This is a genomic window from Rhizobium sp. O111, from assembly GCF_055616315.1.
On sequence record NZ_JBSHXL010000001.1, the window covers coordinates 3,530,576 to 3,554,888 of the forward strand.

Annotated in this window: 17 protein-coding genes; 10 read left to right on the forward strand and 7 right to left on the reverse strand. The window is 62.6% G+C overall.

Translation table 11 applies throughout. The annotated features are described in order from the left end of the window. Positions 1–88: 88 nt before the first annotated feature. A complete protein-coding gene (gene gyrB / locus ACVTFQ_RS17630) occupies positions 89–2,524 on the forward strand; it encodes a DNA topoisomerase (ATP-hydrolyzing) subunit B (RefSeq protein WP_047509139.1) in 2,436 nt (811 codons plus the stop codon). A 66-nt stretch (positions 2,525–2,590) separates the two neighbouring features. On the opposite strand, the gene ACVTFQ_RS17635 is transcribed toward gyrB, so the two are convergent. Then, a complete protein-coding gene (locus ACVTFQ_RS17635) occupies positions 2,591–3,184 on the reverse strand; it encodes a nitroreductase family protein (RefSeq protein ID WP_111562742.1) in 594 nt (197 codons plus the stop codon). A gap of 243 nt (positions 3,185–3,427) precedes the next feature. Here ACVTFQ_RS17635 and ACVTFQ_RS17640 point away from each other — a divergent pair, with 243 nt between their 5' ends. The 9 genes from ACVTFQ_RS17640 (at position 3,428) to ACVTFQ_RS17680 (ending at position 12,327) form a co-directional block, all read left to right on the forward strand. Then, complete coding sequence (locus ACVTFQ_RS17640) at positions 3,428–4,270, forward strand: fumarylacetoacetate hydrolase family protein (RefSeq protein ID WP_112436383.1); 843 nt, start codon at positions 3,428–3,430, stop codon at positions 4,268–4,270. A 204-nt stretch (positions 4,271–4,474) separates the two neighbouring features. Next, positions 4,475–5,752: a polyhydroxyalkanoate depolymerase gene (locus ACVTFQ_RS17645; RefSeq protein ID WP_111562779.1), complete on the forward strand. Its 1,278-nt coding sequence runs from the start codon at positions 4,475–4,477 to the stop codon at positions 5,750–5,752. A gap of 145 nt (positions 5,753–5,897) precedes the next feature. Then, entirely contained in the window at positions 5,898–6,332 is a 435-nt protein-coding gene (locus ACVTFQ_RS17650) for a DUF2852 domain-containing protein (RefSeq protein WP_018901133.1), read from the forward strand. Positions 6,333–6,420: 88 nt separating this feature from the next. Continuing rightward, a complete protein-coding gene (locus ACVTFQ_RS17655; protein WP_111562780.1) occupies positions 6,421–7,182 on the forward strand; it encodes a M48 family metallopeptidase in 762 nt (253 codons plus the stop codon). 88 nt (positions 7,183–7,270) lie between these two features. Beyond that, positions 7,271–7,939 (forward strand): phosphoribosylanthranilate isomerase, encoded by a 669-nt coding sequence (locus tag ACVTFQ_RS17660; protein WP_018901135.1) that lies wholly within the window; start codon positions 7,271–7,273, stop codon positions 7,937–7,939. Between the two features lie 2 nt (positions 7,940–7,941). Beyond that, positions 7,942–9,162 (forward strand): tryptophan synthase subunit beta, encoded by a 1,221-nt coding sequence (gene trpB / locus ACVTFQ_RS17665; RefSeq protein WP_111562744.1) that lies wholly within the window; start codon positions 7,942–7,944, stop codon positions 9,160–9,162. Between the two features lie 3 nt (positions 9,163–9,165). Next, the gene (gene trpA, locus ACVTFQ_RS17670; RefSeq protein ID WP_047509147.1) at positions 9,166–10,005 is read left to right on the forward strand and encodes a tryptophan synthase subunit alpha; all 840 of its coding nucleotides are present in this window, start codon (positions 9,166–9,168) and stop codon (positions 10,003–10,005) included. A 39-nt stretch (positions 10,006–10,044) separates the two neighbouring features. Then, positions 10,045–10,947 carry an acetyl-CoA carboxylase, carboxyltransferase subunit beta gene (accD, locus tag ACVTFQ_RS17675; protein WP_112436382.1) on the forward strand — a complete coding sequence of 301 codons (903 nt, stop codon included), beginning with the start codon at positions 10,045–10,047 and terminating at the stop codon, positions 10,945–10,947. Between the two features lie 27 nt (positions 10,948–10,974). Then, on the forward strand, positions 10,975–12,327 hold the full coding sequence (locus tag ACVTFQ_RS17680; protein ID WP_111562746.1) for a bifunctional folylpolyglutamate synthase/dihydrofolate synthase: 1,353 nt from the start codon (positions 10,975–10,977) through the stop codon (positions 12,325–12,327). Positions 12,328–12,378: 51 nt separating this feature from the next. On the opposite strand, the gene trxA is transcribed toward ACVTFQ_RS17680, so the two are convergent. The 6 genes from trxA to ACVTFQ_RS17710 form a co-directional block, all read right to left on the reverse strand. Further along, complete coding sequence (gene trxA / locus ACVTFQ_RS17685) at positions 12,379–12,699, reverse strand: thioredoxin (protein WP_018901140.1); 321 nt, start codon at positions 12,697–12,699, stop codon at positions 12,379–12,381. Between the two features lie 74 nt (positions 12,700–12,773). Beyond that, positions 12,774–16,325, reverse strand: a complete 3,552-nt coding sequence (gene addA / locus ACVTFQ_RS17690; RefSeq protein ID WP_112436402.1) for a double-strand break repair helicase AddA — start codon at positions 16,323–16,325, stop codon at positions 12,774–12,776. After that, positions 16,318–19,497 carry a double-strand break repair protein AddB gene (gene addB / locus ACVTFQ_RS17695; RefSeq protein ID WP_111562747.1) on the reverse strand — a complete coding sequence of 1,060 codons (3,180 nt, stop codon included), beginning with the start codon at positions 19,495–19,497 and terminating at the stop codon, positions 16,318–16,320. Before addB ends, addA begins: the two co-directional genes overlap by 8 nt. A 3-nt stretch (positions 19,498–19,500) precedes the next feature. Beyond that, positions 19,501–20,232, reverse strand: a complete 732-nt coding sequence (locus tag ACVTFQ_RS17700; RefSeq protein ID WP_111562748.1) for a nucleotidyltransferase family protein — start codon at positions 20,230–20,232, stop codon at positions 19,501–19,503. Positions 20,233–20,244: 12 nt separating this feature from the next. Further along, positions 20,245–21,762, reverse strand: coding sequence for a tRNA (adenosine(37)-N6)-threonylcarbamoyltransferase complex ATPase subunit type 1 TsaE (gene tsaE, locus ACVTFQ_RS17705; RefSeq protein ID WP_111562749.1), 1,518 nt, complete (start codon positions 21,760–21,762; stop codon positions 20,245–20,247). Further along, positions 21,759–24,173, reverse strand: a complete 2,415-nt coding sequence (locus tag ACVTFQ_RS17710; protein WP_409527909.1) for a PAS domain-containing sensor histidine kinase — start codon at positions 24,171–24,173, stop codon at positions 21,759–21,761. The genes tsaE and ACVTFQ_RS17710 overlap by 4 nt, the downstream gene beginning before the upstream one ends. Between the last annotated feature and the right edge of the window lie 140 nt (positions 24,174–24,313).

Below are 24,313 nucleotides of genomic sequence, written 5' to 3' on the forward strand. Positions count from 1 at the left end.
CATGCAAAAACCCTATATTCAATGTGATTAAGGCCGGTGATTCGCCCGCGTGTCACCACGGCATCGACAACAGGGAATTCTCGACAATATGACCGATACACCCGCGACGGAAAACGGCGTTAGCACCGAGTATGGCGCAGACTCGATCAAGGTCCTGAAAGGTCTTGACGCCGTGCGCAAGCGCCCCGGCATGTATATCGGTGATACCGATGACGGCTCCGGCCTGCATCACATGGTCTACGAAGTCGTCGACAACGCCATCGACGAGGCGCTCGCCGGTCATGCCGACATCGTCACCGTCACGCTCAATGCGGATGGTTCGGTCACCGTCACCGACAACGGTCGCGGCATTCCGACAGACATTCACAGCGGCGAAGGCATTTCGGCTGCCGAAGTCATCATGACCCAGCTGCACGCCGGCGGTAAGTTCGACCAGAATTCCTACAAGGTCTCCGGCGGTCTGCACGGCGTCGGCGTTTCCGTCGTCAACGCGCTGTCGGTTTGGCTAAAGCTGAAGATCCGCCGCCAGGGCAAGATCCACGAGATGAGCTTCACGCATGGCGTATCGGATGCCCCGCTCAAGGAAACCGGTGATTCCGGTGGCCTGACCGGCACCGAAGTCAGTTTCATGCCGAGCTCCGAAACCTTCACGATGATCGAGTTCGATTTCAACACGCTCGAACACCGCCTGCGCGAACTTGCCTTCCTCAATTCCGGCGTCCGCATCCTCCTGACCGACAAGCGCCATTCCGACGTGCGCCAGGAAGAGCTGCTTTATGATGGCGGCCTCGAAGCCTTCGTCTCCTATCTCGATCGCGCCAAGAAGCCGCTCGTGGAGCGTCCGGTCGCCATTCGTGGTGACAAGGATGGGATCACCGTCGAAGTCGCGATGTGGTGGAACGACAGCTACCACGAGAACGTGCTCTGCTTCACCAACAACATCCCGCAGCGCGATGGAGGCACCCATATGGCCGGCTTCCGCGCCGCGCTGACCCGCCAGATCACCTCTTATGCCGACACCTCTGGCATCACCAAGAAAGAGAAGGTTTCTCTGACGGGTGATGACTGCCGCGAAGGCCTGACGGCTGTTCTGTCGGTCAAGGTGCCGGATCCGAAGTTCTCGTCGCAGACCAAGGACAAGCTCGTTTCATCAGAAGTTCGCCCGGTCGTCGAAAATCTCGTCAGTGAAGCACTGAGCACCTGGCTGGAAGAACATCCGGCTGATGCCAAGATCCTCGTCGGCAAGGTGGTCGAAGCCGCCGCCGCGCGCGAAGCCGCCCGCAAGGCGCGCGAACTGACGCGCCGCAAGGGCGCGCTCGATATCGCGTCGCTTCCCGGCAAGCTCGCCGATTGCTCCGAGCGCGATCCGTCCAAGTCCGAAGTTTTCCTCGTCGAGGGCGACTCCGCAGGCGGTTCGGCCAAGCAGGGTCGCTCGCGCGAAAACCAGGCCATCCTGCCGCTGCGCGGTAAGATCTTGAACGTCGAGCGCGCGCGCTTCGACAAGATGCTGTCGAGCCAGGAAATCGGCACGTTGATCACCGCGCTCGGCGCCGGTATCGGTAAGGACGAATTCAACGCCGACAAGCTGCGCTATCACAAGATCATCATCATGACGGACGCTGACGTCGACGGCGCCCACATCAGAACGCTGCTCTTGACCTTCTTCTTCCGCCAGATGCCGGAACTGATCGAGCGCGGCCATATCTACATCGCCCAGCCGCCGCTCTATAAGGTGTCGCGCGGCAAGTCGATCCAGTATCTGAAGGACGAAAAGGCGCTCGAGGAATACCTTATCGCCCAGGGCCTCGACGACGCTGCGCTGACGCTCGGCAGCGGCGAAGTCCGCGTCGGACAGGATCTGCGCGAAGTCATCGTCGATGCGCTGCGCCTGCGCGCGCTGCTCGACAATCTGCATTCGCGATACAATCGCGCGGTCGTCGAGCAGGCGGCCATCGCCGGCGCGCTCAACGCCGAAGCGATCAGCGATGGTGCCCGCGCCCAGGAACTGGTGGCCGAAGTGGCGCGTCGCCTCGACGTTATCGCCGAGGAAACTGAGCGTGGCTGGGAAGGCGGCCTGACGAGCGAAGGCGGTCTGCGTCTTGAGCGCATGGTTCGCGGCGTCAAGGAAGTCGTGGTTCTCGACATGGCGTTGATTGGCTCGCAGGATGCCCGTCTGATCGACCAGATGTCGGCTCGCCTGAAGGAAATCTACCAGACGCCGCCGAAGCTGACGCGTCGCGACGGCAACCTGGAACTGTCGGGTGCGCGCGAACTGCTGGAAGCCGTTTTCGCAAGCGGCCGCAAGGGCTTGACCATGCAGCGCTATAAGGGCCTTGGCGAAATGAACGCCGAGCAGCTCTGGGAAACCACGCTCGATCCGAACGTCCGCTCGCTGCTGCAGGTGCGCGTCAGCGACGCCACGGATGCCGATGGTCTCTTCGCCCGCCTCATGGGCGATGAGGTCGAGCCGCGCCGCGAATTCATCCAGGAAAACGCGCTCAACGTGGCCAACCTCGACATCTGATCGCTGGCATTTATCGAAAACGGCCCTGCGGCTTGGCCAGCCGCGGGGCCGTTTTTTATTGCTCTATTATCCGGCTACGAACTTTCCCTTGAACGCGACCTCGGCGAGCGGCTTGCGCTGGCTGGGGAATTCGCGTTCCTGGTTGCGCTCCGAAAGCACGCTCTTGTCGGCAAGGCGCCCGAAGGCAATTCCCGCCTCCACCCGGTAGCCCTCCGGGACGGCGAATGTATCGCGGATCTCGTCATGCTTGATGCCGCCCATACCGTGGGCATAGAAGCCGGAAAGCTTGGCCTGCAGCGCTAGATAGCCCCATGCGGTTCCGGCATCGAAGGAGTGCGTATAGCTCTTGCGCCCCTCGGAAAAATCGCCGCTGAATCCCTTCGACACGACGAAGATCAGCGCGGATGCATTCTTCGCCCATTCCTGATTGGAATCGACCAGAAGCGATACGAATTTGTCCCAGTCGTTTGACCCCTTCAGCGTGTAGATGAAGCGCCACGGCTGCTGGTTGGCGGAGGAGGGCGCCCAATGCGCGGCGTCCAACACGGTCAGCAGGTCGGCTTCATCGATGATTTCGCCGGTAAAAGCGCGTGGCGACCAGCGGTCGAGAAAGATCGGCTCGATCGGGTATTGGGATTCGCGGCTGTTGCTCTTTGTCATGATCTTTCCGATGGTTGGTAGCGCGGTGCCGGTGTTTGATCTCCTCGGCAAACGCAGTCTTGTCACTCTTATGCATCCGTCAAGATATGTGGGTACCACGCGCCGGAAAGACAGTGGCCCCTTGCCCGGATTTTTGCCGGACTTTTGAACGAGTGTACCGCTCGCACGAAAAGCCGTAATGACACCGGTGAATAATTCGTTCATAGGTGATGGAAACATGGCTCACGCTGAGGAGGATATTCGATGAAGCTCATGCGCGTTGGAGAGATCGGTCAAGAAAAGCCGGCAATGCTGGATGCTGATGGCAAGATCAGAGATCTGTCCGGGCATGTATCCGATATCGCGGGCGCGACGATTTCGCCGGACGGTCTGGCCAAGCTGGCAGCGCTCGATTCGAAAACCCTTCCGGAGCTTCAGCCCGGTCGTGTAGGCGCCTGCGTTGCCGGCACCGGCAAGTTCATCTGCATCGGCCTGAACTTCTCCGACCACGCCGCCGAAACCGGCGCCGCGGTACCGCCCGAGCCCGTCATCTTCATGAAGGCCACTTCGGCCATCGTCGGCCCGAACGACAACGTTCTCATCCCGCGCGGCTCCGAAAAGACCGATTGGGAAGTCGAGCTTGGCGTCGTCATCGGCAAGACCGCGAAATATGTCAGCGAAGCCGACGCGCTCGATTACGTGGCGGGCTACTGCGTCTCGCACGACGTCTCCGAGCGCGCCTTCCAGACGGAGCGGGCCGGACAGTGGACCAAGGGCAAGTCCTGCGACACCTTCGGTCCGATCGGCCCATGGCTGGTGACCAAGGACGAGATCGCCGATCCGCAGAACCTCGGCATGTGGCTGAAGGTCAATGGCGAGACCATGCAGAACGGCTCGTCGAAGACCATGGTCTATAGCGTCGCATTCGTCGTTTCCTATCTCAGCCAGTTCATGTCGCTGCATCCGGGCGACGTCATCTCGACCGGCACCCCTCCTGGCGTCGGCATGGGCATGAAGCCGCCGCGTTTCCTGCGCGCCGGCGACGTTGTCGAGCTCGGTATCGAGGGTCTCGGCACGCAGAAGCAGACATTTCAGGCCGATCTCTAGGCGTTTTACGAGTGTTAAGTATTTGAGCGCAGCATCATGCCGGGGAGAGGATCCCCGGCATTTCTTTATTGCGGTGCGGATCGCTCATGTTGCTGTGCAACAAAAACCTGTTACTGTGCGTTGAGATGCCAGCACATCGTTGGAAAGAGTCCGATGCCTTTCAGCAGGCGTCATCTTCCAGATGAAAGAAAGGTGATGCATCTCATGTTTTACCAGCTTTATGAAATGAATCATGCCGCGATGGCGCCTTACCGCGCCGTGGCCGATATCATGCGGCTTGCTTATGCCAACCCGCTCAATCCGCTGTCCCAAACCCCTTGGGGCCGGACAATGGCCGCAGCACTCGAGATGTTCGAGCGCACGACGCGCCGCTACGGCAAGCCGTCCTTCGATCTGCCCGAGACTGTCGTCGGCGACAAGAAGGTCGCTGTTCGAGAAGAGGTCGTCTGGGCGCGGCCCTTCTGCAATCTGCTGCATTTCGCCCGCAACCTGCCGGCCGCTCACGCTCCCGATCCACGCATCCTGATCGTCGCCCCCATGTCCGGGCACTATGCGACGCTGCTGCGCGGCACGGTCGAAGCGTTGCTGCCGAGCGCGGATGTCTACATCACCGATTGGATCGACGCCCGCATGGTGCCGATGACCGACGGGACCTTCGATTTCAACGATTACGTCGACTACGTCATCGAGATGCTGCACTTCCTCGGGCCGGACACGCACGTGATCGCGGTCTGTCAGCCCTCCGTGCCGGTGCTTGCTGCCGCAGCCGTCATGGAAGAGGCCAACGATCCGCTGGCGCCGGCGTCTATGACGCTGATGGGCGGCCCGATCGACACCCGCATCAATCCGACCGCCGTCAACCAGCTGGCCAAGGACAAGCCGCTGGAATGGTTCGCCGAAAACGTGATCATGAACGTTCCCTGGCCGCAGCCGGGCTTCATGCGGCCGGTCTATCCCGGCTTCCTGCAGCTCTCCGGCTTCATGTCGATGAACCTCGACCGGCATCTGGTCGCCCATAAGGAGTTCTTCATGCACCTGGTGAAGAACGACGGCGAGCCGGCCGAGAAGCATCGCGACTTCTATGACGAATATCTCGCCGTCATGGATCTGACCGCCGAGTTCTATCTGCAGACCGTCGATCAGGTCTTCATCAAGCACGCGCTTCCGAAGGGCGAACTTGAGCATCGCGGCAAGCTGGTCGACCCCACGGCGATCCGCAACGTGGCCCTTCTGACCGTCGAGGGCGAGAACGACGACATCTCGGGCGTCGGTCAGACCAAGGCCGCGCAGACCATCTGCACCAACATCCCCGATCACATGCGCATGCACTACCTGCAGCCGGATGTCGGCCACTACGGCGTCTTCAACGGCTCGCGCTTCCGCCGCGAGATCGCGCCGCGCATCATCAACTTCGTCCGCGAGCATGGTCGCGCCGGAAAGCCTGCGGTCAAGCGTGTGATCAAGGGCGGTAAATCGACCTGATTTAGCATCATCTGAATTAGTGTTGTGCTTTCAAGGCCTTGTCCGATTTGGGCGGAGATCGTCTTGAAGCGGTGTCAAACGGTAACCACATCGATTTCCAGCGTTCGGCATTTCGCCGGGCGCGAAAATGCGAGGATACCGCACGATGAACCAGTCAGCATTGCTTCGCCCGGATTGGACTCCGGCTACCATTGCCCTGATGATCCTCGGCTTCGTGGTTTTCTGGCCTCTGGGTCTCGCCATGCTCGCCTACATCATCTTCGGGGAGCGTCTGCGCGGCTTCAAGCGCGACGCCAACAGTGCCGCCGATGGATTCTTCGCCGGCTGCCGACGTTCGCATGGCCGCTATCGCCCGCACTTCTCAACGGGCAATGTCGCCTTCGACGATTGGCGCAAGGCCGAGCTCGACAGGCTCGAGGAAGAACGCCGCAAGCTCGATGAAATGCGCGAGGATTTCGAAACCTATGTGCGCGAGCTCCGCCGCGCCAAGGACCAGGACGAGTTCGACCGCTACATGCGCGATCGCAAGAACACCAGGCGCGACGATAACGGCCCGGTGGCCGAATATCAGGCGCCGTAACCGCGATCGGCATCAAAACATCAGCCGGCACCATTAGGTGCCGGTTTTTCTTTGACCGGAATTGCGACGAATCATATAGAAAATGCCGATGTTCCCGCTCTTGTCCAAGCCACGACGCAGTGTCCGCAAACCGGCTCCGCCGGAGACGCGCACGCTCGACGTTGCCGGACGGCTGATGCCGCTGACGATCAAGCAGCACGAGCGCGCAACCCGCATCACGCTGCGCATCGAGCCCGGTGGCCGCGCCCTGAAAATGACGATCCCGAGCGGCTTGGCACGACGCGATGTCGATGCCTTCCTCGACCGGCACCAGGGCTGGCTCATGACCAAGCTCGCGAAATTCTCGACCGATACCGGCCTTCATGATGGCGGCACGATCCTGTTTCGCGGCGTGTCCCATCGCATTCACCATACCGGCAGCCTGCGCGGACTGACCGAGGCGACGGTCGTCGATGGCAAGCCGGTGCTGCGGGTGAGCGGCATGCCGGAGCATCTCGGCCGCCGCATCGCGACGTTTCTCAAGAAGGAAGCACGGACCGATCTCGAGCGGCTCGCAAAGTTCCATGCACATTCGATCCGGGCGCCGATCAAGTCGATCTCGATGAAGGATACGCGCAGCCGCTGGGGCTCCTGTTCGGCCGAGGGAAACCTCAGCTTTTCCTGGCGCATCATCATGGCGCCGCCCGCAGTCGTCGATTATCTCGCCGCCCACGAAGTCGCTCACCTCAAGGAGATGAACCACGGTCCTCACTTCTGGGCGCTGTGCAAGAAGCTCTGCCCTGGGATGGAAGATGCGAAATCCTGGCTGAAGCGGCACGGCAGCCTGCTGCACGCGATCGACTTCGACTGATCAGCCCCCGCCAACAAACCGCGGTTCAAAATATCGCAGCACTCGGAATTGGCTCGACTCACGGCCTTTTTCGTGTCACTTCGCTGCCATGAAACCGGATATCAAAATCTGCGGCCTCAAAACGGCCGAAGCGATCGATCGCGCGGTGACGCGCGGCGCGACCCATATCGGCTTCATCTTCTTCGAAAAGAGCCCGCGCTACATCGAGCCCGACGATGCCGCCAAGCTGGCCGACCGGGTGCGCGGCCGCGCCAAGATCGTTGCCGTGGTGGTCAATCCGACCAATGACGATCTCGACGAGATTGTTGCCACCTTGAGGCCGGATATTCTCCAGCTTCACGGTGATGAAAGCCCCGAGCGCGTTTTGACCATAAAGGCCGTGTACGCTTTGCCTGTCATGAAGGCGTTTTCGATCCGCACCGCCGATGATCTGAAGCGCGTCGAGGCCTATATTGGTATCGCCGATCGTTTCCTCTTCGACGCGAAGCCGCCGAAGGGATCCGAATTGCCGGGCGGCAATGGCGTGTCCTTCGACTGGACGCTGCTCAGCTGGCTTGACGGCACCGTGGATTACATGCTTTCCGGTGGCCTGAACAAGGACAACATCGCCGAAGCCCTTGCCATCACCAAGGCGCCGGGGCTCGATGCGTCCTCGGGCCTGGAAAGCGCGCCCGGCGTGAAAAGCGTCGCACTGATTGATGAGTTTTTCGATGCGGTCGAGCAGGCTTGCCGGCCTGAAATGGCCTCAGGGAGTTGATAGTGAACGAGACCCCAAAACCCAATTCATTCCGCTCCGGTCCCGATGAGGATGGCCGTTTCGGCATTTATGGCGGCCGCTTTGTCGCCGAAACGCTGATGCCGCTGATCCTGGAACTGCAGGACGAGTGGGACAAGGCCAAGACCGATCCGGAATTCCAGGCAGAGTTGAAGCATCTCGGCGCCCATTATATCGGCCGCCCGAGCCCGCTCTATTTCGCCGAGCGCCTGACCGCCGAACTCGGCGGCGCCAAGATCTATTTCAAGCGCGAAGAGCTGAACCACACCGGCTCGCACAAGATCAACAACTGCATCGGCCAGATCCTTCTTGCCAAGCGCATGGGCAAGACCCGCATTATCGCCGAAACCGGTGCCGGCCAGCACGGCGTTGCCTCGGCAACCGTTGCCGCCCGTTTCGGTCTCCCCTGCGTCGTCTATATGGGCGCGACCGATGTCGAGCGCCAAGCGCCGAACGTGTTCCGCATGAAGCTCCTGGGCGCCGAAGTGAAGCCGGTCACCGCCGGTCACGGGACGCTCAAAGATGCCATGAACGAGGCGCTGCGCGACTGGGTCACCAATGTCGACGACACCTATTACCTGATCGGCACGGCCGCCGGTCCGCATCCCTATCCGGAGATGGTCCGCGATTTCCAAGCCGTCATCGGCGCGGAAGCCAAGGAGCAGATGCTCGAAGCCGAAGGCCGCCTGCCGGATCTCGTGGTTGCGGCCGTCGGTGGCGGCTCGAACGCGATCGGCATCTTCCATTCCTTCCTCGATGATGCCAGCGTCAAGATCGTCGGCGTCGAAGCCGGCGGCAAGGGCCTTCAGGGCGACGAGCATTGCGCCTCGATCACCGCGGGCTCGCCGGGCGTTCTTCACGGCAACCGCACCTATCTGCTGCAAGATAGCGACGGCCAGATCAAGGAAGGCCACTCGATTTCGGCCGGTCTCGATTATCCCGGTATCGGCCCTGAGCACTCCTACCTGAACGATATCGGGCGCGTCGAATATGTGCCGATCATGGACCACGAAGCGCTCGAAGCCTTCCAGACGCTGACGCGCCTTGAAGGGATCATCCCGGCGCTCGAGCCCTCTCACGCTCTGGCCGAAGTCATCAAGCGCGCGCCGAAGATGGGCAAGGACGAGATCATCCTGATGAACCTGTCCGGTCGCGGCGACAAGGACATCTTCACCGTCGGCAAGATTCTGGGAATGGGTGCATAAGTCATGACCGCACGTATGGACAAACGCTTTGCCGCTCTGAAGGCAGAAGGCCGCCCGGCGCTGGTCACCTATTTCATGGGCGGCGACCCCGATTACGACACCTCGCTCGGCATCATGAAGGCGCTGCCGGAAGCGGGCTCCGATATCATCGAGCTCGGCATGCCCTTCTCCGATCCGATGGCCGATGGCCCGGCGATCCAGATGGCCGGCCAGCGTGCGCTGAAGGCCGGTCAGACGTTGAAGAAGACGCTGCAGCTCGCAGCCGACTTCCGCAAGACCGATAACGACACGCCGATCGTCCTGATGGGCTACTACAACCCGATCTACGTCCACGGCGTCGAACAGTTTCTCGACGACGCGCTGGAAGCCGGCATCGATGGCCTGATCGTCGTCGACCTGCCGCCGGAAATGGACGACGAGCTCTGCATCCCGGCGCTGCGCAAGGGCATCAATTTCATTCGGCTCGCCACCCCGACCACCGATGAAAAGCGCCTGCCGGTCGTTCTGAAGAACACGTCCGGCTTCGTCTATTATGTCTCGATGAACGGTATCACCGGCTCGGCGCTGCCGGATCCGACGCTGGTCGCCGGCGCCGTCAAGCGCATCAAGAACCACACCGATCTGCCTGTCTGCGTCGGCTTCGGCGTCAAGACGGCCGACCACGCAAAGGTTATCGGCGCGTCTGCCGATGGCGTCGTCGTCGGCACGGCAATCGTCAATCAGGTAGCCCTCAGCCTGACCAAGGACGGCAAGGCGACAGCCGATACCGTACAGGCTGTCGCAACGCTCGTTCGCGGGCTGTCATCGGGAACACGTTCGGCGCGCCTTGTTGCTGCCGAATAGTTTTCCCACATTGGCAAGAGTTAATCAGGAGTTTTCGACTTGAACTGGATCACCAACTACGTTCGCCCCCGCATCAATTCCATGCTGGGCCGCCGCGAAGTGCCGGAGAACCTCTGGATCAAGTGCCCGGAAACGGGCGAAATGGTCTTCCATAAGGATCTCGAAGACAACAAGTGGGTCATCCCGGCTTCCGGCTATCACATGAAGATGCCGGCCAAGGCTCGTCTCACCGATCTCTTCGACGACGGTGCCTATGAAGCGCTGATCCAGCCGAAGGTCGCACAGGATCCGCTGAAGTTCCGCGATTCCAAGAAGTATACGGATCGCCTGCGCGATAGCCGTATCAAGACCGACCAGGAAGACACGATCGTTGCCGGTGTCGGCAAGGTTCGCGGCCTGAAGCTCGTTGCCGTCGTGCATGAGTTCAACTTCATGGGCGGCTCGCTCGGCATTGCTGCCGGCGAAGCGATCGTCAAGGCATTCGAGCGCGCCATCGCGGAGAAGTGCCCGCTGGTCATGTTCCCGGCATCTGGCGGCGCTCGCATGCAGGAAGGCATTCTGTCGCTGATGCAGCTGCCGCGCACCACCGTTGCCGTCGACATGCTGAAGGAAGCCGGCCAGCCCTACATCGTCGTGCTGACAAACCCGACGACCGGCGGCGTCACCGCCTCCTACGCCATGCTCGGCGATATCCACATGGCCGAGCCTGGCGCCGAAATCTGCTTTGCCGGCAAGCGCGTCATCGAGCAGACCATCCGCGAAAAGCTGCCGGAAGGCTTCCAGACGTCGGAATACCTGCTTGAGCACGGCATGGTCGACATGGTCGTCAAGCGCCATGACATTCCCGATACGCTCGCGCGTGTCCTGAAGATCCTGACGAAGAAGCCGGCTGCCGTTGCCAACGAAAACAACGGCACGCTTGCGATCGCCGCAAGCGCCTGACCGCAAACATCACAGGCGGGTTGAGCGATGATACCCAGAGGTCAGACCGCGGTGAGCGAAGCAGCACGGGAAATCGATAAGCTCATGGGATTGCATCCCAAGGGCTTCGATCTGTCACTGGATCGCATTACCCGCCTGCTTGCCGTTCTCGGCGATCCGCAAAAGAAGCTGCCGCCGGTCATCCATGTGGCGGGCACCAATGGCAAGGGCTCCGTCACCGCCTTCTGCCGCGCGCTTCTGGAAGCGGGAGGCTATAGCGCCCACGTCCACACCTCGCCGCATCTCGTCAATTGGCACGAACGCTATCGCATCGGCGTCGAGGGCGGTCGCGGAAAGCTCGTCGATGACGCGGTTTTTGCCGATGCGCTGCGCCGTGTCGCCGCCGCCAATGCGGGCCAGAAGATTACCGTCTTCGAAATCCTGACGGCGGTCACCTTCATCCTCTTCTCCGAACATCCTGCCGACGCGGCCATTATCGAGGTCGGCCTCGGCGGTCGTTTCGATGCCACCAACGTCATTTCCGATCCGGCGGTATCCGTCATCATGCCGATCTCGCTCGATCACCAGCCCTATCTCGGCGACAGCGTCGAACTGATCGCCGCCGAAAAGGCCGGCATCATGAAGCGCAAGCGGCCCGTCGTCATCGGCAAGCAGGAATATGATGCAGCGCTCGACGTGCTGATCTCCACCGCGGAGCGTCTCGGTTGTCCGACCGCCGCCTTCGGCCAGGATTTCATCGCGCATGAGGAATATGGCCGGCTTGTCTATCAGGACGAATTCGGCCTCGCCGACCTGCCGCTGCCGAGGCTCCCCGGCCGCCACCAATATGCCAACGCCGCCGCCGCCATCCGCGCCGTAAAGGCCGCGGGCTTCACCGTCACCGAAGCGATGATGGAGAAGGCGATGGCGTCGGTCGAATGGCCCGGCCGCCTGCAGAAGCTGAGCGATGGCAATCTGATGGCGAGCGCTCCCTCAGGCGCCGAAATATGGGTCGACGGCGGCCATAATCCCGGTGCCGGCGAAGTCATCGCCGAAGCCATGGCCAATTTCGAGGAAAAGCAGCCGCGCCCGCTGTTTCTGATCATCGGCATGATCAACACCAAGGACCCGATCGGCTATTTCAACGCCTTCAAGGGCCTGGCGGAAAAGGTCTATTGCGTGCCCATTCGCGGCAGCGACGCGATGATCGACCCTGTCATCCTCGCCAACGCCGCCTATGACGCCGGTCTCGTCGCTGAACCGATGTCCACGGTCGGCGAAGCGCTGGAAGCCATCCGGGACACCGCCTTCGAGCGGGAACAGCCGCCACGCATCCTGATTGGCGGATCGCTCTATCTTGTCGGCGACGTCCTTGCCGACAACGGCACACCCCCCAAATGAAAAAAAAGCCCGGCATCGACCGGGCTTTTTTCATTCTATTGTCCTGAAAAATCAGGCCGCGCTGGAGATCCAGCTCGAAAGAGCGGTCTTCGGAGCAGCGCCAACCTTGATGTCGGCAACTTCGCCGGCCTTGAACATGGCAAGCGTCGGGATCGAGCGCACGCCGAACTGGGCGGCAAGCTCAGGATTTTCGTCGATGTTGAGCTTGGCAACCTTCACCTTGCCCTGGAACTCGACAGCGAGTTCTTCGAGGCTCGGAGCGATCATCTTGCACGGGCCGCACCATTCAGCCCAGAAATCGACAACGACGGGTTCTGCGGATTCCAGAACTTCAGCCTGGAAATTATTGATATCGACTTTCACGGTAGCCATAAGGCCGCTCCTTTAAAGGATTCCTGTTGAAGCACATGTGATGGTGCGCCGGCGGGATTTCAATGACCGGTATTTCACTTTGTTTTGAGCTGTGCAAGCGCCAATGCCATGGCCTTGGGCGTCAGCGTGTGCACGGAGCCGTTCTCGGTGTAGACGAGCACGCAGTCGATCCGCTTGCCGGGATAGAGCGGCGCCATGATCGTCTGGTAGATGGCAAGCTGCGCCCGATGCGCGAAGGGAACGGCTGCAGTCGTCTCCGGCGGCACGCGATTGGTCTTGTAATCGAGGATGACGACGCGGTCATCGAGCACCGCAAGCCGGTCGACACGACCCGAAACGGCATAGTCGCGCCCGTCCAGCGTAAGCGTCCCCATGATCGACACTTCGGCCTGTGCATGGGCCTCGAACACCGGCTGCAGATCCGGTACGTCCAATAGTTTCAGAACCGAATCGATCAGCCTGTCGCGCTCATCCTGCGGCCAGAAACGGGCGGCGCGCTCGGCATAGCGCCTTGCCGCGTCCGCGCGCTCTGCCAGCGGTATCTCGGGCAAGGTCTGCAGCATCCGGTGCAAAAGCCGGCCTTTCTGCAGCGCCCGGTCGGATTTCGGCGTGTCGGTAAACAGCGGTGAAGCCACCAGAAGATTGTCGGCTTCCTCGTCGATGATCGTTCCGGCTCCGGAAGGGCTAAGCGGGCGAGGGAGCTTCTTCTGCGGCGGCAGCGGGCGATTGAGGTCGAATGGCAAGGCGTCGCGGGCAGCAGTCTGCTCGACGTGGTCGGCACGCTCGAACATCCGCTCCATCGTCGGCACGCGCCATTCGACGCCCTGCCAGTCTCCGTCGGGCCCGGAGAAAGTGGCTGCTTCGACATGCGGATGGCTGTCGTCCATCGCAGCCGTTATCATCGCATGCCAGGTGTCGGTGTTCAGCCGCACGCCCCTGTAGCCGCAGACAATCAACTGGTCGGCCGCGCGCGTCATCGCCACGTAGAGAAGCCGGCGATATTCCTCTTCCGCCTGCACTTGGATGCGCGCGGCGTCGGCCTGCGTCAGCGAATTGCTGAGATCGCCGAGCGGCACCCAGACCGGCAGCGGTGGCCGCTCGCCGCTTTGCTCCAGCAGCCGCAGCTTCGGCATATGCGAATGCGTGAACGCCTTCGAGCCGCCATCCACCAGAAACACGATCGGCGCCTCAAGCCCCTTCGAGGCGTGCACGGTCATGATCCGGACCTCGTTGCGGCCCTTGTCCTGCTCGCGCTTGACGACGGGCGCCTCGAGCTCAAGCGTCGAGATGAATGACTGCAGGCCGGGCAGTGCAGCGGTCTCATGGTCGAGCGTGAAGGTGAGAAACTCGTCCAGAATATCGCTCGCCTCGGTCCCCAGCCGCGCCAGAAACTGCCGCCGCCCGCCATGAACACCAAGCACCCGGGCGTAAAAGTCGTGAACCGGAAGGCTTTTCGATTCCTCGAGAAACAGCTGCAACCGCTTGACGACAGCGCCAAGGCGCTCATTGCCATCCGCCGCATAGGCCTGCAGATGCGCCCACACGCTTTGTCCGTCGCCACGGAGCGCCGCCACCGCGAAGATGTCGTCTTCGTTGAGATTAAAGAGCGGGCTCTTCATGACGGCGGCCAGCGAAAGGTCGTCTTCCGGCAAGAGCAGAAAGCGGCCGAGCGCGACCAGGTCCTGGATCGCGATGTGGCTGGTGAGCCGCAGCCGGTCAGCACCCGCAACCGGAATATTGCCGCGCCGCTTCAAAGCACGCGTGAGCGCGTTGACGAAGGCATCGCGCTTTCGCACGAGAACAAGAATGTCGCCGGCCTCGATCAGCCGCTCCTTGCCCTTCTCGATGATCGTCTTCTTGCCGACCATCATGTCGATCGTGTGCGCCATGCGGCGCGCCAGAATGGCGGCGGGTGCGCTTTCCGGCGTCGCATCGAACGGCGCCGTCCAGTCCTCGTCCTTGATCGCGACCTCCGGCGCGATCATCTCCCAGAGGTCGACGGCGCCGGGGTGGCCGATACGGTTGGAGCGATGCACCACCGGCTCGCCGCCGGCGCTCAGTCCGCGCGCATTGTCGGGCGGCGTGAAGATGTGGTCGACGGCGGCAAGCACGTCGGAGGTCGATCGGAAAGAGAGCGGCAGTCGAACCGAGGAGAAATCCCGGCCGCTCTGCGAAACGCGCTGCCGCGTGCGCCGGCTTTCTTCCGAGAAACGTTCGGGCCGCGCACCCTGAAACGAATAGATCGACTGCTTCTCGTCGCCCACGGCAAACAGTGTGCGCACCACGTCGCGCGCGCTTTCGCCGGAGAAGAAATCCTCCGCCAGCGATTGGATCACGCTCCATTGGATCGGGCTGGTATCCTGCGCCTCGTCGACGAGAATGTGGTCGATACCCTGGTCCAGCTTGTAGTGAATCCATGGCCCGACATCGCTCTTGTTCAGAAGATCGGCGGTGCGGGTGATCAGATCCTCGAAGTCGAGCTGGCTTCGCTGCTTCTTGAGGTCGTCGTAGTCGCGATTGAGTCTGTCGGCGAGCACGAGGGCAGCGCGCGTGGCATCGAACATCCGCACGATCTTCAGCCGGTCGCGGCAGGAGACCACATGCGCACGCGCCGCGGCAATGGCCTCGGCAAGCTCTGGCGCCTGGACGAGCATCGCCTTCACGAAAAACTGTCCGTCCGTCTTCGGTTCGCCCTTTGCGGTGAGAAAGATCTTTTCGAGCGTTGGAATCCGGCGAAGGATATCCGTTTCCCGCACCACGCTCTTCAGCGCGGAGGCCACGTCCTGCGCCTTGGCGCCGCCCTTGCTGTCCGCGAGCTCCAGATAAAGGCTGAGCGTGCCGCCGGCCAAACCGGGCAGCGGCCAGTATTGCCCGGCGATCGCAAGCTCGGTGTCACCCTCTGAAAGGCCAAGCTCTGCGCGCAACACGTTGTCGAGACCACCATTCTGCTCAGCGGCCTGGGTGAATGCCTTGATCGCATTGCGGTTGGCAACGATCTCGCCAAGCAGCGTTTCCAGCCCGGATTCGTCGCCGAGGTTCAGAACATAGGAGAAGGCATCCGCGAGCGCCTTGTCTTCCTCGGGCGTCGTCGCCGTCAGCAGCGAGCGCCGCGCGTCCGCAAGCAGTGTCGCGGCTGCGCGGTCGTCGAGCACGGAAAAGTGTCCTGCCACGTTCGCTTCCAGCGGAAACTGGTGCAGCAGCGCTTCGCAAAAGGCGTGGATGGTCTGGATCTTCAGCCCGCCGGGCGTCTCCAGCGCCTTGGCGAAAAGCCTGCGCGCCTCCGCGAGCTTAAGGAAGTCAGGCGGCGTTCCCTCGATCTGGGCAATGCGCTTGCGGAGCTCATCGTCCGAGAGCACGGCCCATTCGGCCAGCCGATCGAACACGCGGTTCGACATTTCGGAGGCGGCGGCCTTCGTATAGGTCAGGCACAGGATCGCCGAGGGCCGGGCGCCGGATAGCAGCAGCCGGATCACCCGTTGTGTCAGGACGTGCGTCTTGCCCGATCCAGCATTGGCCGAAACCCAGGCCGATCGGCGTGGGTCGGATGCGATCGATTGCTGCACCGTCGTCCAGCTGGTCCAGTCGTAAGGGTCGTCGCCCTCAGGCAGTGCCGTTTCGTCACTCATCATTGCTGGCCTCATCGCTTTCGGCCGTCGACCATTCCGAGACGCGGGCGAGATGATCGTAATCGCCGCCGAACTCGAATTGCTGTGCGGGAATGAGCCGCGAGGTGAAACCCTTCTCGCCGGATTGCAGCAGTGCCACGAATTTCACCAGCTGATCGATCGAATCACCGGCAAGCTCAATCGCCGACTTCGCCTTGTCGCTGCGCGCCGAGAATTCATTGTTGACGGTATCGACCTGGAACCGGCTTCCCGGCCGCAGCCGTACATAAAGCAGATCCTGCGGCACCAGCTTGCCCGCATCCATGAACCCGCCGGCCTTCAGCACCTCGGCCTCCAGCGCCAGCTGCGGATCAAGCAGCGCGCGCGCCTGCGCGGGCGAGGGGTTGTAGCCCGTCTTGTAGTCGATCAGATCGGCGGCGTGCGGCCCGGTGATATCGATCCGGTCGGCAACGCCGCTGAGCCGGATATCGACCTGCTCGAGCTGCATGGCGCCGCGCACTTCGGTCAGCGTGCGTTGGAGCCCAGGCCGCCGCTCCGCTTCCCAGGCGAGGAACGAGCGCGCCACCTCGCGAAAACGCGGCCGCCAGACGGCATCGATATGCGCCGGCAGCTGCTCCATGTCGAACAGCTCGGTGAGGATGCGCTCCATCGCCGCCGTTCCGTCAGGCGTACCGGCGATGTTGCCCTCGCGGATGAACCTGTCGATGATCTTGTGATAGAGCGTCCCACGCTCGGCAGCCCCGGGGTCGCGGTTGAAGGCATCGACGGCGTCGAGCTTCAAAACGCGGCGCGCATAGATCGCATAGGGGTCGCGCCGAAGCCGGCCGACCTCGCTGAACGAGTAGGATTTCGGCTGCACCTCGCGCGGCGGCGTCGGGCTCGGTCGCTGCGCCGGCGCTTGCCGCTGCCCTTCGTCGAGCAGCCCTGCCCAGTGCACGAACTGCTCTCCGCGATCCTTAAGCGTCGCTTCGAAATTCTTCCCGCAAAAGGCCATCAGCCGCTGCAGCCAGCGCGAGGCGACGGTGGGCGTCGAGCCCTTGCGGAGTGCGCGGGTATAGACGAGATGCCGCGTCCCGTTGGCCATCTCGAAGTCGTGCGCCAGCTGGCCAATACGGCGCTCCGGTGGCTCAAGGCCGATCTCGGTCTTCATCGATCGCGAGATGAAGGGATTGTTGGCGGTCTGGCCCGGCCACGACCCCTCGTTCAAGCCGCCGAGGATCAGTGTATCGACGCTCTGCAGGCGGGCTTCCAACGTGCCGAAGATGAACAGCCGCGGATGGCTGAGCGCTTGCGGCTTCACCGCCTGTCCGGCCGAGAGCGCTGCCATGATATCGATCCACTGCGCCCCGTCCGCCTCGATCTGGCCGTCGGTCCCGATCACCTCGCCAAGCAAGGTTGCCAGCGTGTCGCCTGCCTCGCCGGACCAAAGCCCGGAGAGATCGCCCTTCTCGTCGCGCGCGACCGCCTCGATGGCACGGCCGGTGCGATCGGCCCAGTCGGAGAGCGTGAAGCGCGTGGTCAGGCCGCGGCTAGCGGTGTCGTGGCGCACGAGAGCGGAAGCGAGCGGTTCGGTCGCTTCACCCACCCGGCGGGCGAGATCGCGCGCCAGATCGATTGCGTGGACGGGAAGGGCCTTGCGCCAATGCGGCGCATGCCGGTCGAGCGCCTGCTCCGAAAGCTGGTGTTCGAGAAGCGGCCCAAGCGCGCTGATATCGACCTCCGCCACGCCGCCGCGCAAGGCCAGCAATTCGAGCGCCGCCACGGCCTCGGAAAGCGAGCCGCGCTCCAGCCCGAAGCGCGCCAGTGGATGCTTCAGAAGGCTGACGATCGCCACCGGATCGCCGGGTCGCAGCGCCGCTTCGAGCAACAACTGCAGCAGGGTTCCCTGCGGCATCGCCGAAAGCGGCGTACCGGCGGAATCGTCGGCAGTAATGCCGAAGCGCGAAAGCTCTGCCATGACGCGGCGGGCGAGGTTGCGATCCGGCGTAATCAGCGCCGCACGGCTTTCGCCATCCGTGGCCGGCTGCTCCAATGCCAGCCGAAGCGCAATGGCAATCGCCGTCGCCTCTTCGCGCTCATTGCCGGCTTCGATCAGCGACACATCGGCGAAGGCCGCCGCGATATCGCTCTCCGAAAGCGCTGTCTTCCATCGGCTCCAATCGCTGGTCGCCTCGGATGGAGACAGCGCATGCGAGAGGATTTGCGCGCGCACCGCGAGCGGGTCGGGCGCGCTTGCCAGTGTCGCGACATCGTCGCGCGTTAGGCTCAGGCGCTTCAGCAGCTGCGCCAAGCCATATTGCGAATGGCTGCGGCTTGCGGCATCGGCCATATCGGGGGCGACCATCCGCCAGTGCTCATCCGGCATGCCGACGTCGAGACCGGGCAGCACGATGACGCCCTCGCGCCGCGCTGCCACCGCCGCGATCAGATCGGCCGTTGCCGGCACCGAGCCGGTCGAGCCGGCGATAATAATGGGCCCGCTTTCCGGCATCGTCGCGATGCGGTTGGCTTCAGCTCTCAGGATCGCGTTGCGATGCCGCGCCGGCGAGGACTTGCCAAGCTCGTTCAGGCGTTCAGGCCAGAAGGCGCTGGCGATCTGCAGGAATTCCGCTGTCAGCTGCCACCACAGGGCATGATCCCTCGCGCTCAGCGTCGCAAGTTCGCTCCAGTCGCGATCCTCGGTCTCGATGGAATCGATCAACTCGGCCAGGTTTCTGGCAAGCCAGATCGCGTCGGCCGGGCTGGCGGGCGCGACGAGCGGCGAATCGGAATGAATGCTGCGCACGATATCAGGCAGCTTGTTGCGCCAGGCGAGAATAAGACGGGCGAGTTCCAGGAGCCGCGCGGTGTTCGATAGCGGCTGCGCAAGATCGAGCGTCGCCGGCAACGCTTCGTCGAAATAGCCGCTATCGTCATCCGTCTCGCCAAGCGGCCGGATGATGGGCAGGATCGCGGATCGCCCGCCGAGCAGATCGACGAACTCCGAGCGAAGCACGCGCACGGCGCGCCGCGTCGGCAGATAAATCGTCACCTTGGAGAGCGACAGCGGATCGGCGGGGTCATGGCGAAACAGCGGCGTCAGCCGTCCGTCGCAGAGCGTCTCTGCCAGGGTCGCGAGAAAGGGCAGCCCTGCCGGTATTGTCAGAACCCTGGGCTGGTGCCGCTCGCTCATGGCCTATGCCAACGCCCGGTAGCGCCGGATCGTCTCTTCCGCGTCGCCGATCGCCTCGGGCGTGCCGACGGTCAGCCAATGCCCTTCGAGCATCATGCCGTAAAGCCGGCCACGCGCGATCGCCTTGTCGAAATAGATGTTGAGATTGAAGGCGTCGGCAGGCGCATCATCGAGAAACGCCGTCTGCATGGCAATCGCCCCGGCATAGACCACGGGGTCCGGACCATCGGCGCGAAGACGGCTCAGCCGGCCTTCCTCATCGCGGTTGAAGTCGTTCTTGCCGTTATGCCCGGTCGTGTCCTCGAGATTGACGCACAGCATTGCCATGTCCATCCGGTCCGCATCGAAGAATCCGGCTAAGCGCCTCAGATTGCTCGGCCGATCCGCCCGCTCGCCGATCCAGAAGAGATCGGCATTGGTGACGAAAACAGGGCCACGATCGAGCAGCTTCAACCCCTTCGCCAGGCCGCCACCATTGTTCATCAAGCCGGCGCGTTCGTCGGAGATGATGATCTCAAGCGCTTTGTAGCGGCTGAGATGGTCGAGCATCTGGTCGGCGTGATGGTGGACGTTGACCACCGCCTTCTCGACGCCCGCTTCGGCGAGCGAATCAAGCGCATAGTCGATCATCGCCTTGCCGTCGATTTTCACCAGCGGCTTGGGGATCGTATCGGTAATCGGGCGCATGCGGGTGCCGAGACCGGCAGCCAGCACCATGGCTTGTTTGATGGTCATATCGTCCGAAACTTATGATTCGCTGGTGACTATTCCAGTCCTTACGCACCACTCGCGCAAGGGGGCAAGCGTTTCATGCTGAAGCGCCACGCTCAAGTAGGAGAGCGTGCGCGGCATGTGCTTCATATAGCCGGGTTTTCCGTCGCGCCGCATCAGCCGGACCCATAGGCCGGCCAGCTTGCAGTTGCGCTGCGCCGACATGATCGCCCAGCTTTTCAGGAAACCCGCCTCGTCGAATCCACCCTGCGCGCGGCGCAGCGATAGATAGTGCTCCATCAGCCGGTCGAAGAGATCGGGCTCGATGGTCACGCGCGCATCCTGGGCGATCGAGGCGAGATCATACGCTGTCGGCCCGATCATCGCGTCCTGGAAATCAATCAGGCCGACCCGCTTTACGCCGGTCTCGTCTTCCCGCCAGATGATATTCGGCGAATGAAAATCCCGCAGCAGCAGGTTCTTCTCGGCCGCATCAAGCTGGTCGATCAGCGCGTCCCAAATCGCCAGATATTCGTCGCGCTCCGCATCGGTGACCGGCGCCCCGTCGCGTTTCCATGGCAGATGCCAGTCGAGCACCAGACGCACTTCCATCTTCATGGCGGTGCGGTCGAAATCCGGGATGTGGTGCACGTGGCCGTCGGTGACGCGGATATCCTGCGGGATCGCCTGCGCATGCAGGGCCGCGAGGCATGCGACGCTTTCGAGATAGCGACCGGCGATCGGCTGGCCGTTCTCATCGAGAACCCCATCGACGCCGAGATCTTCGATCAACAGGATTCCCTGCTCGTAATCGACGTCATGGATCAGCGGCGTTGCGAAGCCGCGCTCGCGCAATATGTCGGCGATGGCGACGAACGGATAGGCGTTCTCGGCAATATGCGCCACCTTCGGGTAGGGCTTGCCGTCAAGCACCGGCGGCCCTTCCGGCAGCGGCGGCCAGTCCATCAGGATGCGGCGCGCACCATCGTCGGGATAGATCGCCTCATAGGCCCGTAGCGATGCGTCGCCGGTAAGAAACCGGCGCTTGGCAAGCGGATATCCGGCCTCTGCCAGAAAGGCGCGGATGGCGAGCACACGATTGATCCGCGCCGCTTGCTTTTCGGGCGCGGCGATCGTCGCCCGTCGCCCCGCGCCCTCATGCGTCAACGTCAGCACGATCCGGTCATCAGGCAGCTCGCTCTCGGCCATCTCCGGCCATTCGACCAGACAGATGCCGCTTTGCAGTGCCTCGTCGAAGCCGAGCTCGGTTAGTTCCGCCGCATCGCCCAGCCGGTAGAGATCGAAATGCGCGACGGGAATACGCAGCTCGTAAGATTGCACGAGCGTGAAGGTCGGGCTCGGCACTTCCAGCTCCGCGTCGTCGGCAATCGCGCGGATCAGCGCGCGCGACAGCGAGGACTTGCCGGCGCCGAGGTCGCCCGATAGCGCCAGGCAGTCGCCCGGCTTCAGCGCCAGCGCCAGATCTTCGCCGAGACGGTCGGTCGCTGCCTCGTCTTCCAGGAAAAGCGAGATGACAGGCGCGCTTGTCGTCATTCGGCGGCGGCGTAGGAGGGGAGGTTGGCCGAAGGAATCCGGCAAATGACCGTCGTTCCCTTGCCCGGCTGGCTGTCGATGACGACCTGGCCGTTATGAAGGTTGACGAAGCTGTCGACGATCGACAGGCCGAGGCCGGCACCACCGCGCTTGCCGCTCTTCGCGCCCGTCGCGAAGCGGTCGAAGACGGTCGAGATCATCTCTTGCGAGATGCCCGGGCCTTGATCGGTCACGCTGAAGACGAAGTCCGTTCCCTCGCGCTGGCAGGCCAGCGATATCGAGGCACCCTCCGGCGAAAAATTCGCGGCGTTGGACAAAAGCTTGACTAGGATCTGCTTCAGGCGCTGCGGATCGGCGATGATCGATCCGAGCCGCGCCGGCGCGGTGATCTCCAGCGTCACGCCGCTTTCCTGCAGCCGGTCGGCGATCTGGATCGAGACGTCGTCGAGCAGGTCGCCAAGGTCGATTTCCGAATAGTTCAGCCGCATGATACCGGCATCGACGGTCGCGAGATCGAGAATGTCGTTCACCAGCGTCAGCAGGACCGACGAGGAGGTGGAGATATGGTCGATGTATTCCGCCTGCCGCTCGTTGAGATCGCCAAGCCCCGGCGTGCGCAACAGGTCGGTGAAGCCGATGATGTTGGTCAGCGGCGAGCGCAGTTCGTAGGACACGTGCTGAACGAAATCGTTCTTCAGCTCATCGGCCTTGCGCAGCGCGTCGTTCTTTTCCGTCAGTGCCCGTTCGGCGCGAACGCTATCCGTCATGTTGACGAAGGTCAGCATCGTCTGCGCGTTCGGCAGCGGAATGACGGCGTAATCGAGCACGAGGCCGGAGAACAGCTCCAGCGTTCCCTGGCTCGAGCGACGCTCGTCGTCAAAGCTGGTGATCAGCTCGGCGAAGGTCTTCCAGCCATCGGGCTTGTCGTAGGATGGCGCGCAGGCATCGCCCAGCGCCCGGATATGTGTACCCGGCTTTGCTTCCGCTTCCGTAATGCCCCAGAGCGCCCGAAAAGCGGGGTTCGACAGCTGAATGCGCCCGTCAGGCCCGAACACCGCCACGCCTTCGGACAGATGGTCGATCGTTTCGCCCTGAACCTTCACCAGCGTGTTGTAACGCGTCTCGAGATCGACCTGTTCGGTCAGGTTCTCGAACACCCAGGTGGCGCCGCCTTGCGGATGCGCGGTCGCGAAGACGCGCAGCGTCTGACCGTTCGGCAGGTGCCAGAGGTCGGATTGCGTATCGAGCGCCCGATAGACCGAAAGCGCGGTCTCTTTCCAGGTCTTCCAGTTCAGCTGGTCCGGCAGCTTCTTTGCGGCGCGCAGGCGCTCCAGAAGCTCGGCATTGTCAGGCTTGCTCTCGAGGAATGCGATATCGAGCTGCCACAGCGTGACGAAGGCCTGGTTATAGAACTGCAGGCGCTGGTCGCCGTCGAAGATCGCGACTGGCGTCGCCAAGTGGTCGAGCGTCTCGGCATGGCTCTTCAGCGTCCGCTCCAGCTCGGCGCGAACGGTCTCGACGCCGGAGACGTCGACCGCGATGCCGGCCGAACCGCTCGGAACCTTCACATCAACAACGTCGAGGAAAGTGCGGTTGCCGTGAATGACGGTCGAGATCTTGTCGTGGAATGGCGATTCCGGCGTTGCGACGGCGCGGATGCGCTCGCGCGCGATGGTCGTCAGAATTTCACGGCCCTCGGAGATTGCCTCGTCGGGCGATGCGGCGTCGACGGCGGCGCCATAGGCGTGGTTCACCCAGGTAAGCCGGCCCTCGGTATCGCGCTGCCATGCCGGCAGGTCGATGGAATCAAGCAGCCCCTGAAACGCCGAGATCGACGACATCAGCCGGTCGCGCTCGATCTTCAGTTCGGCAAGCTCGGCGCGCAGATTGTTCAGTGCCACGAAGCGAACGAAGGCGCGGCCGCCGGAAACCCGACCCTGCGCTTCCAGCACTTCTTCGCGGTGGGTCTCGACGACGATGTCGAAGCTCTTGGCGGACTGCCGCAGGCCGTCGATGGCGCGGTCGAGTTCCGATGCCGAGCGCGGCTTCAGCCAGAGGCCGAATGCCAGGAATTCATTGTCCTGTGGTGCGCCGGTCTCGGCCGGCAGCTGTCCCAGCAGTTCGGGGCGCTCATCGCCGTCCCAGATCACGATGCGGCGGTTCTTGTCGGCGATCAGCGCCTGGTACTGCGAAATGCGCTGCTGCGCGTCCGATAGCGCGGAGCGGATCTCGCGGCCTTCGCTCTCGAGATTGCCGCGCTGGCGCACGACCCAGAGCGTGGAAAGAAGGGCTGCCGAGATGACGCCGATCACGACGGAGAAACCGACAACCTGCGTGGAGGTGAAAAGATGCGGAGACGTGGCAGCCTCTGCCGCCGCCTGTGCGAAAACCGGCTGGGCGATCGACGCCATTGCAGTCCCCGCGGCAAAGATCTTTGCCACCTGAGCCAACAAGCCTGATCGCTGCGTCGAACCCTTGCGGGCATCGACCGGTTTTCCATTGCCCGGGTGACCAGTGCAGCAAGACGGGTAAACGCCGTCTTCTGCCTGTT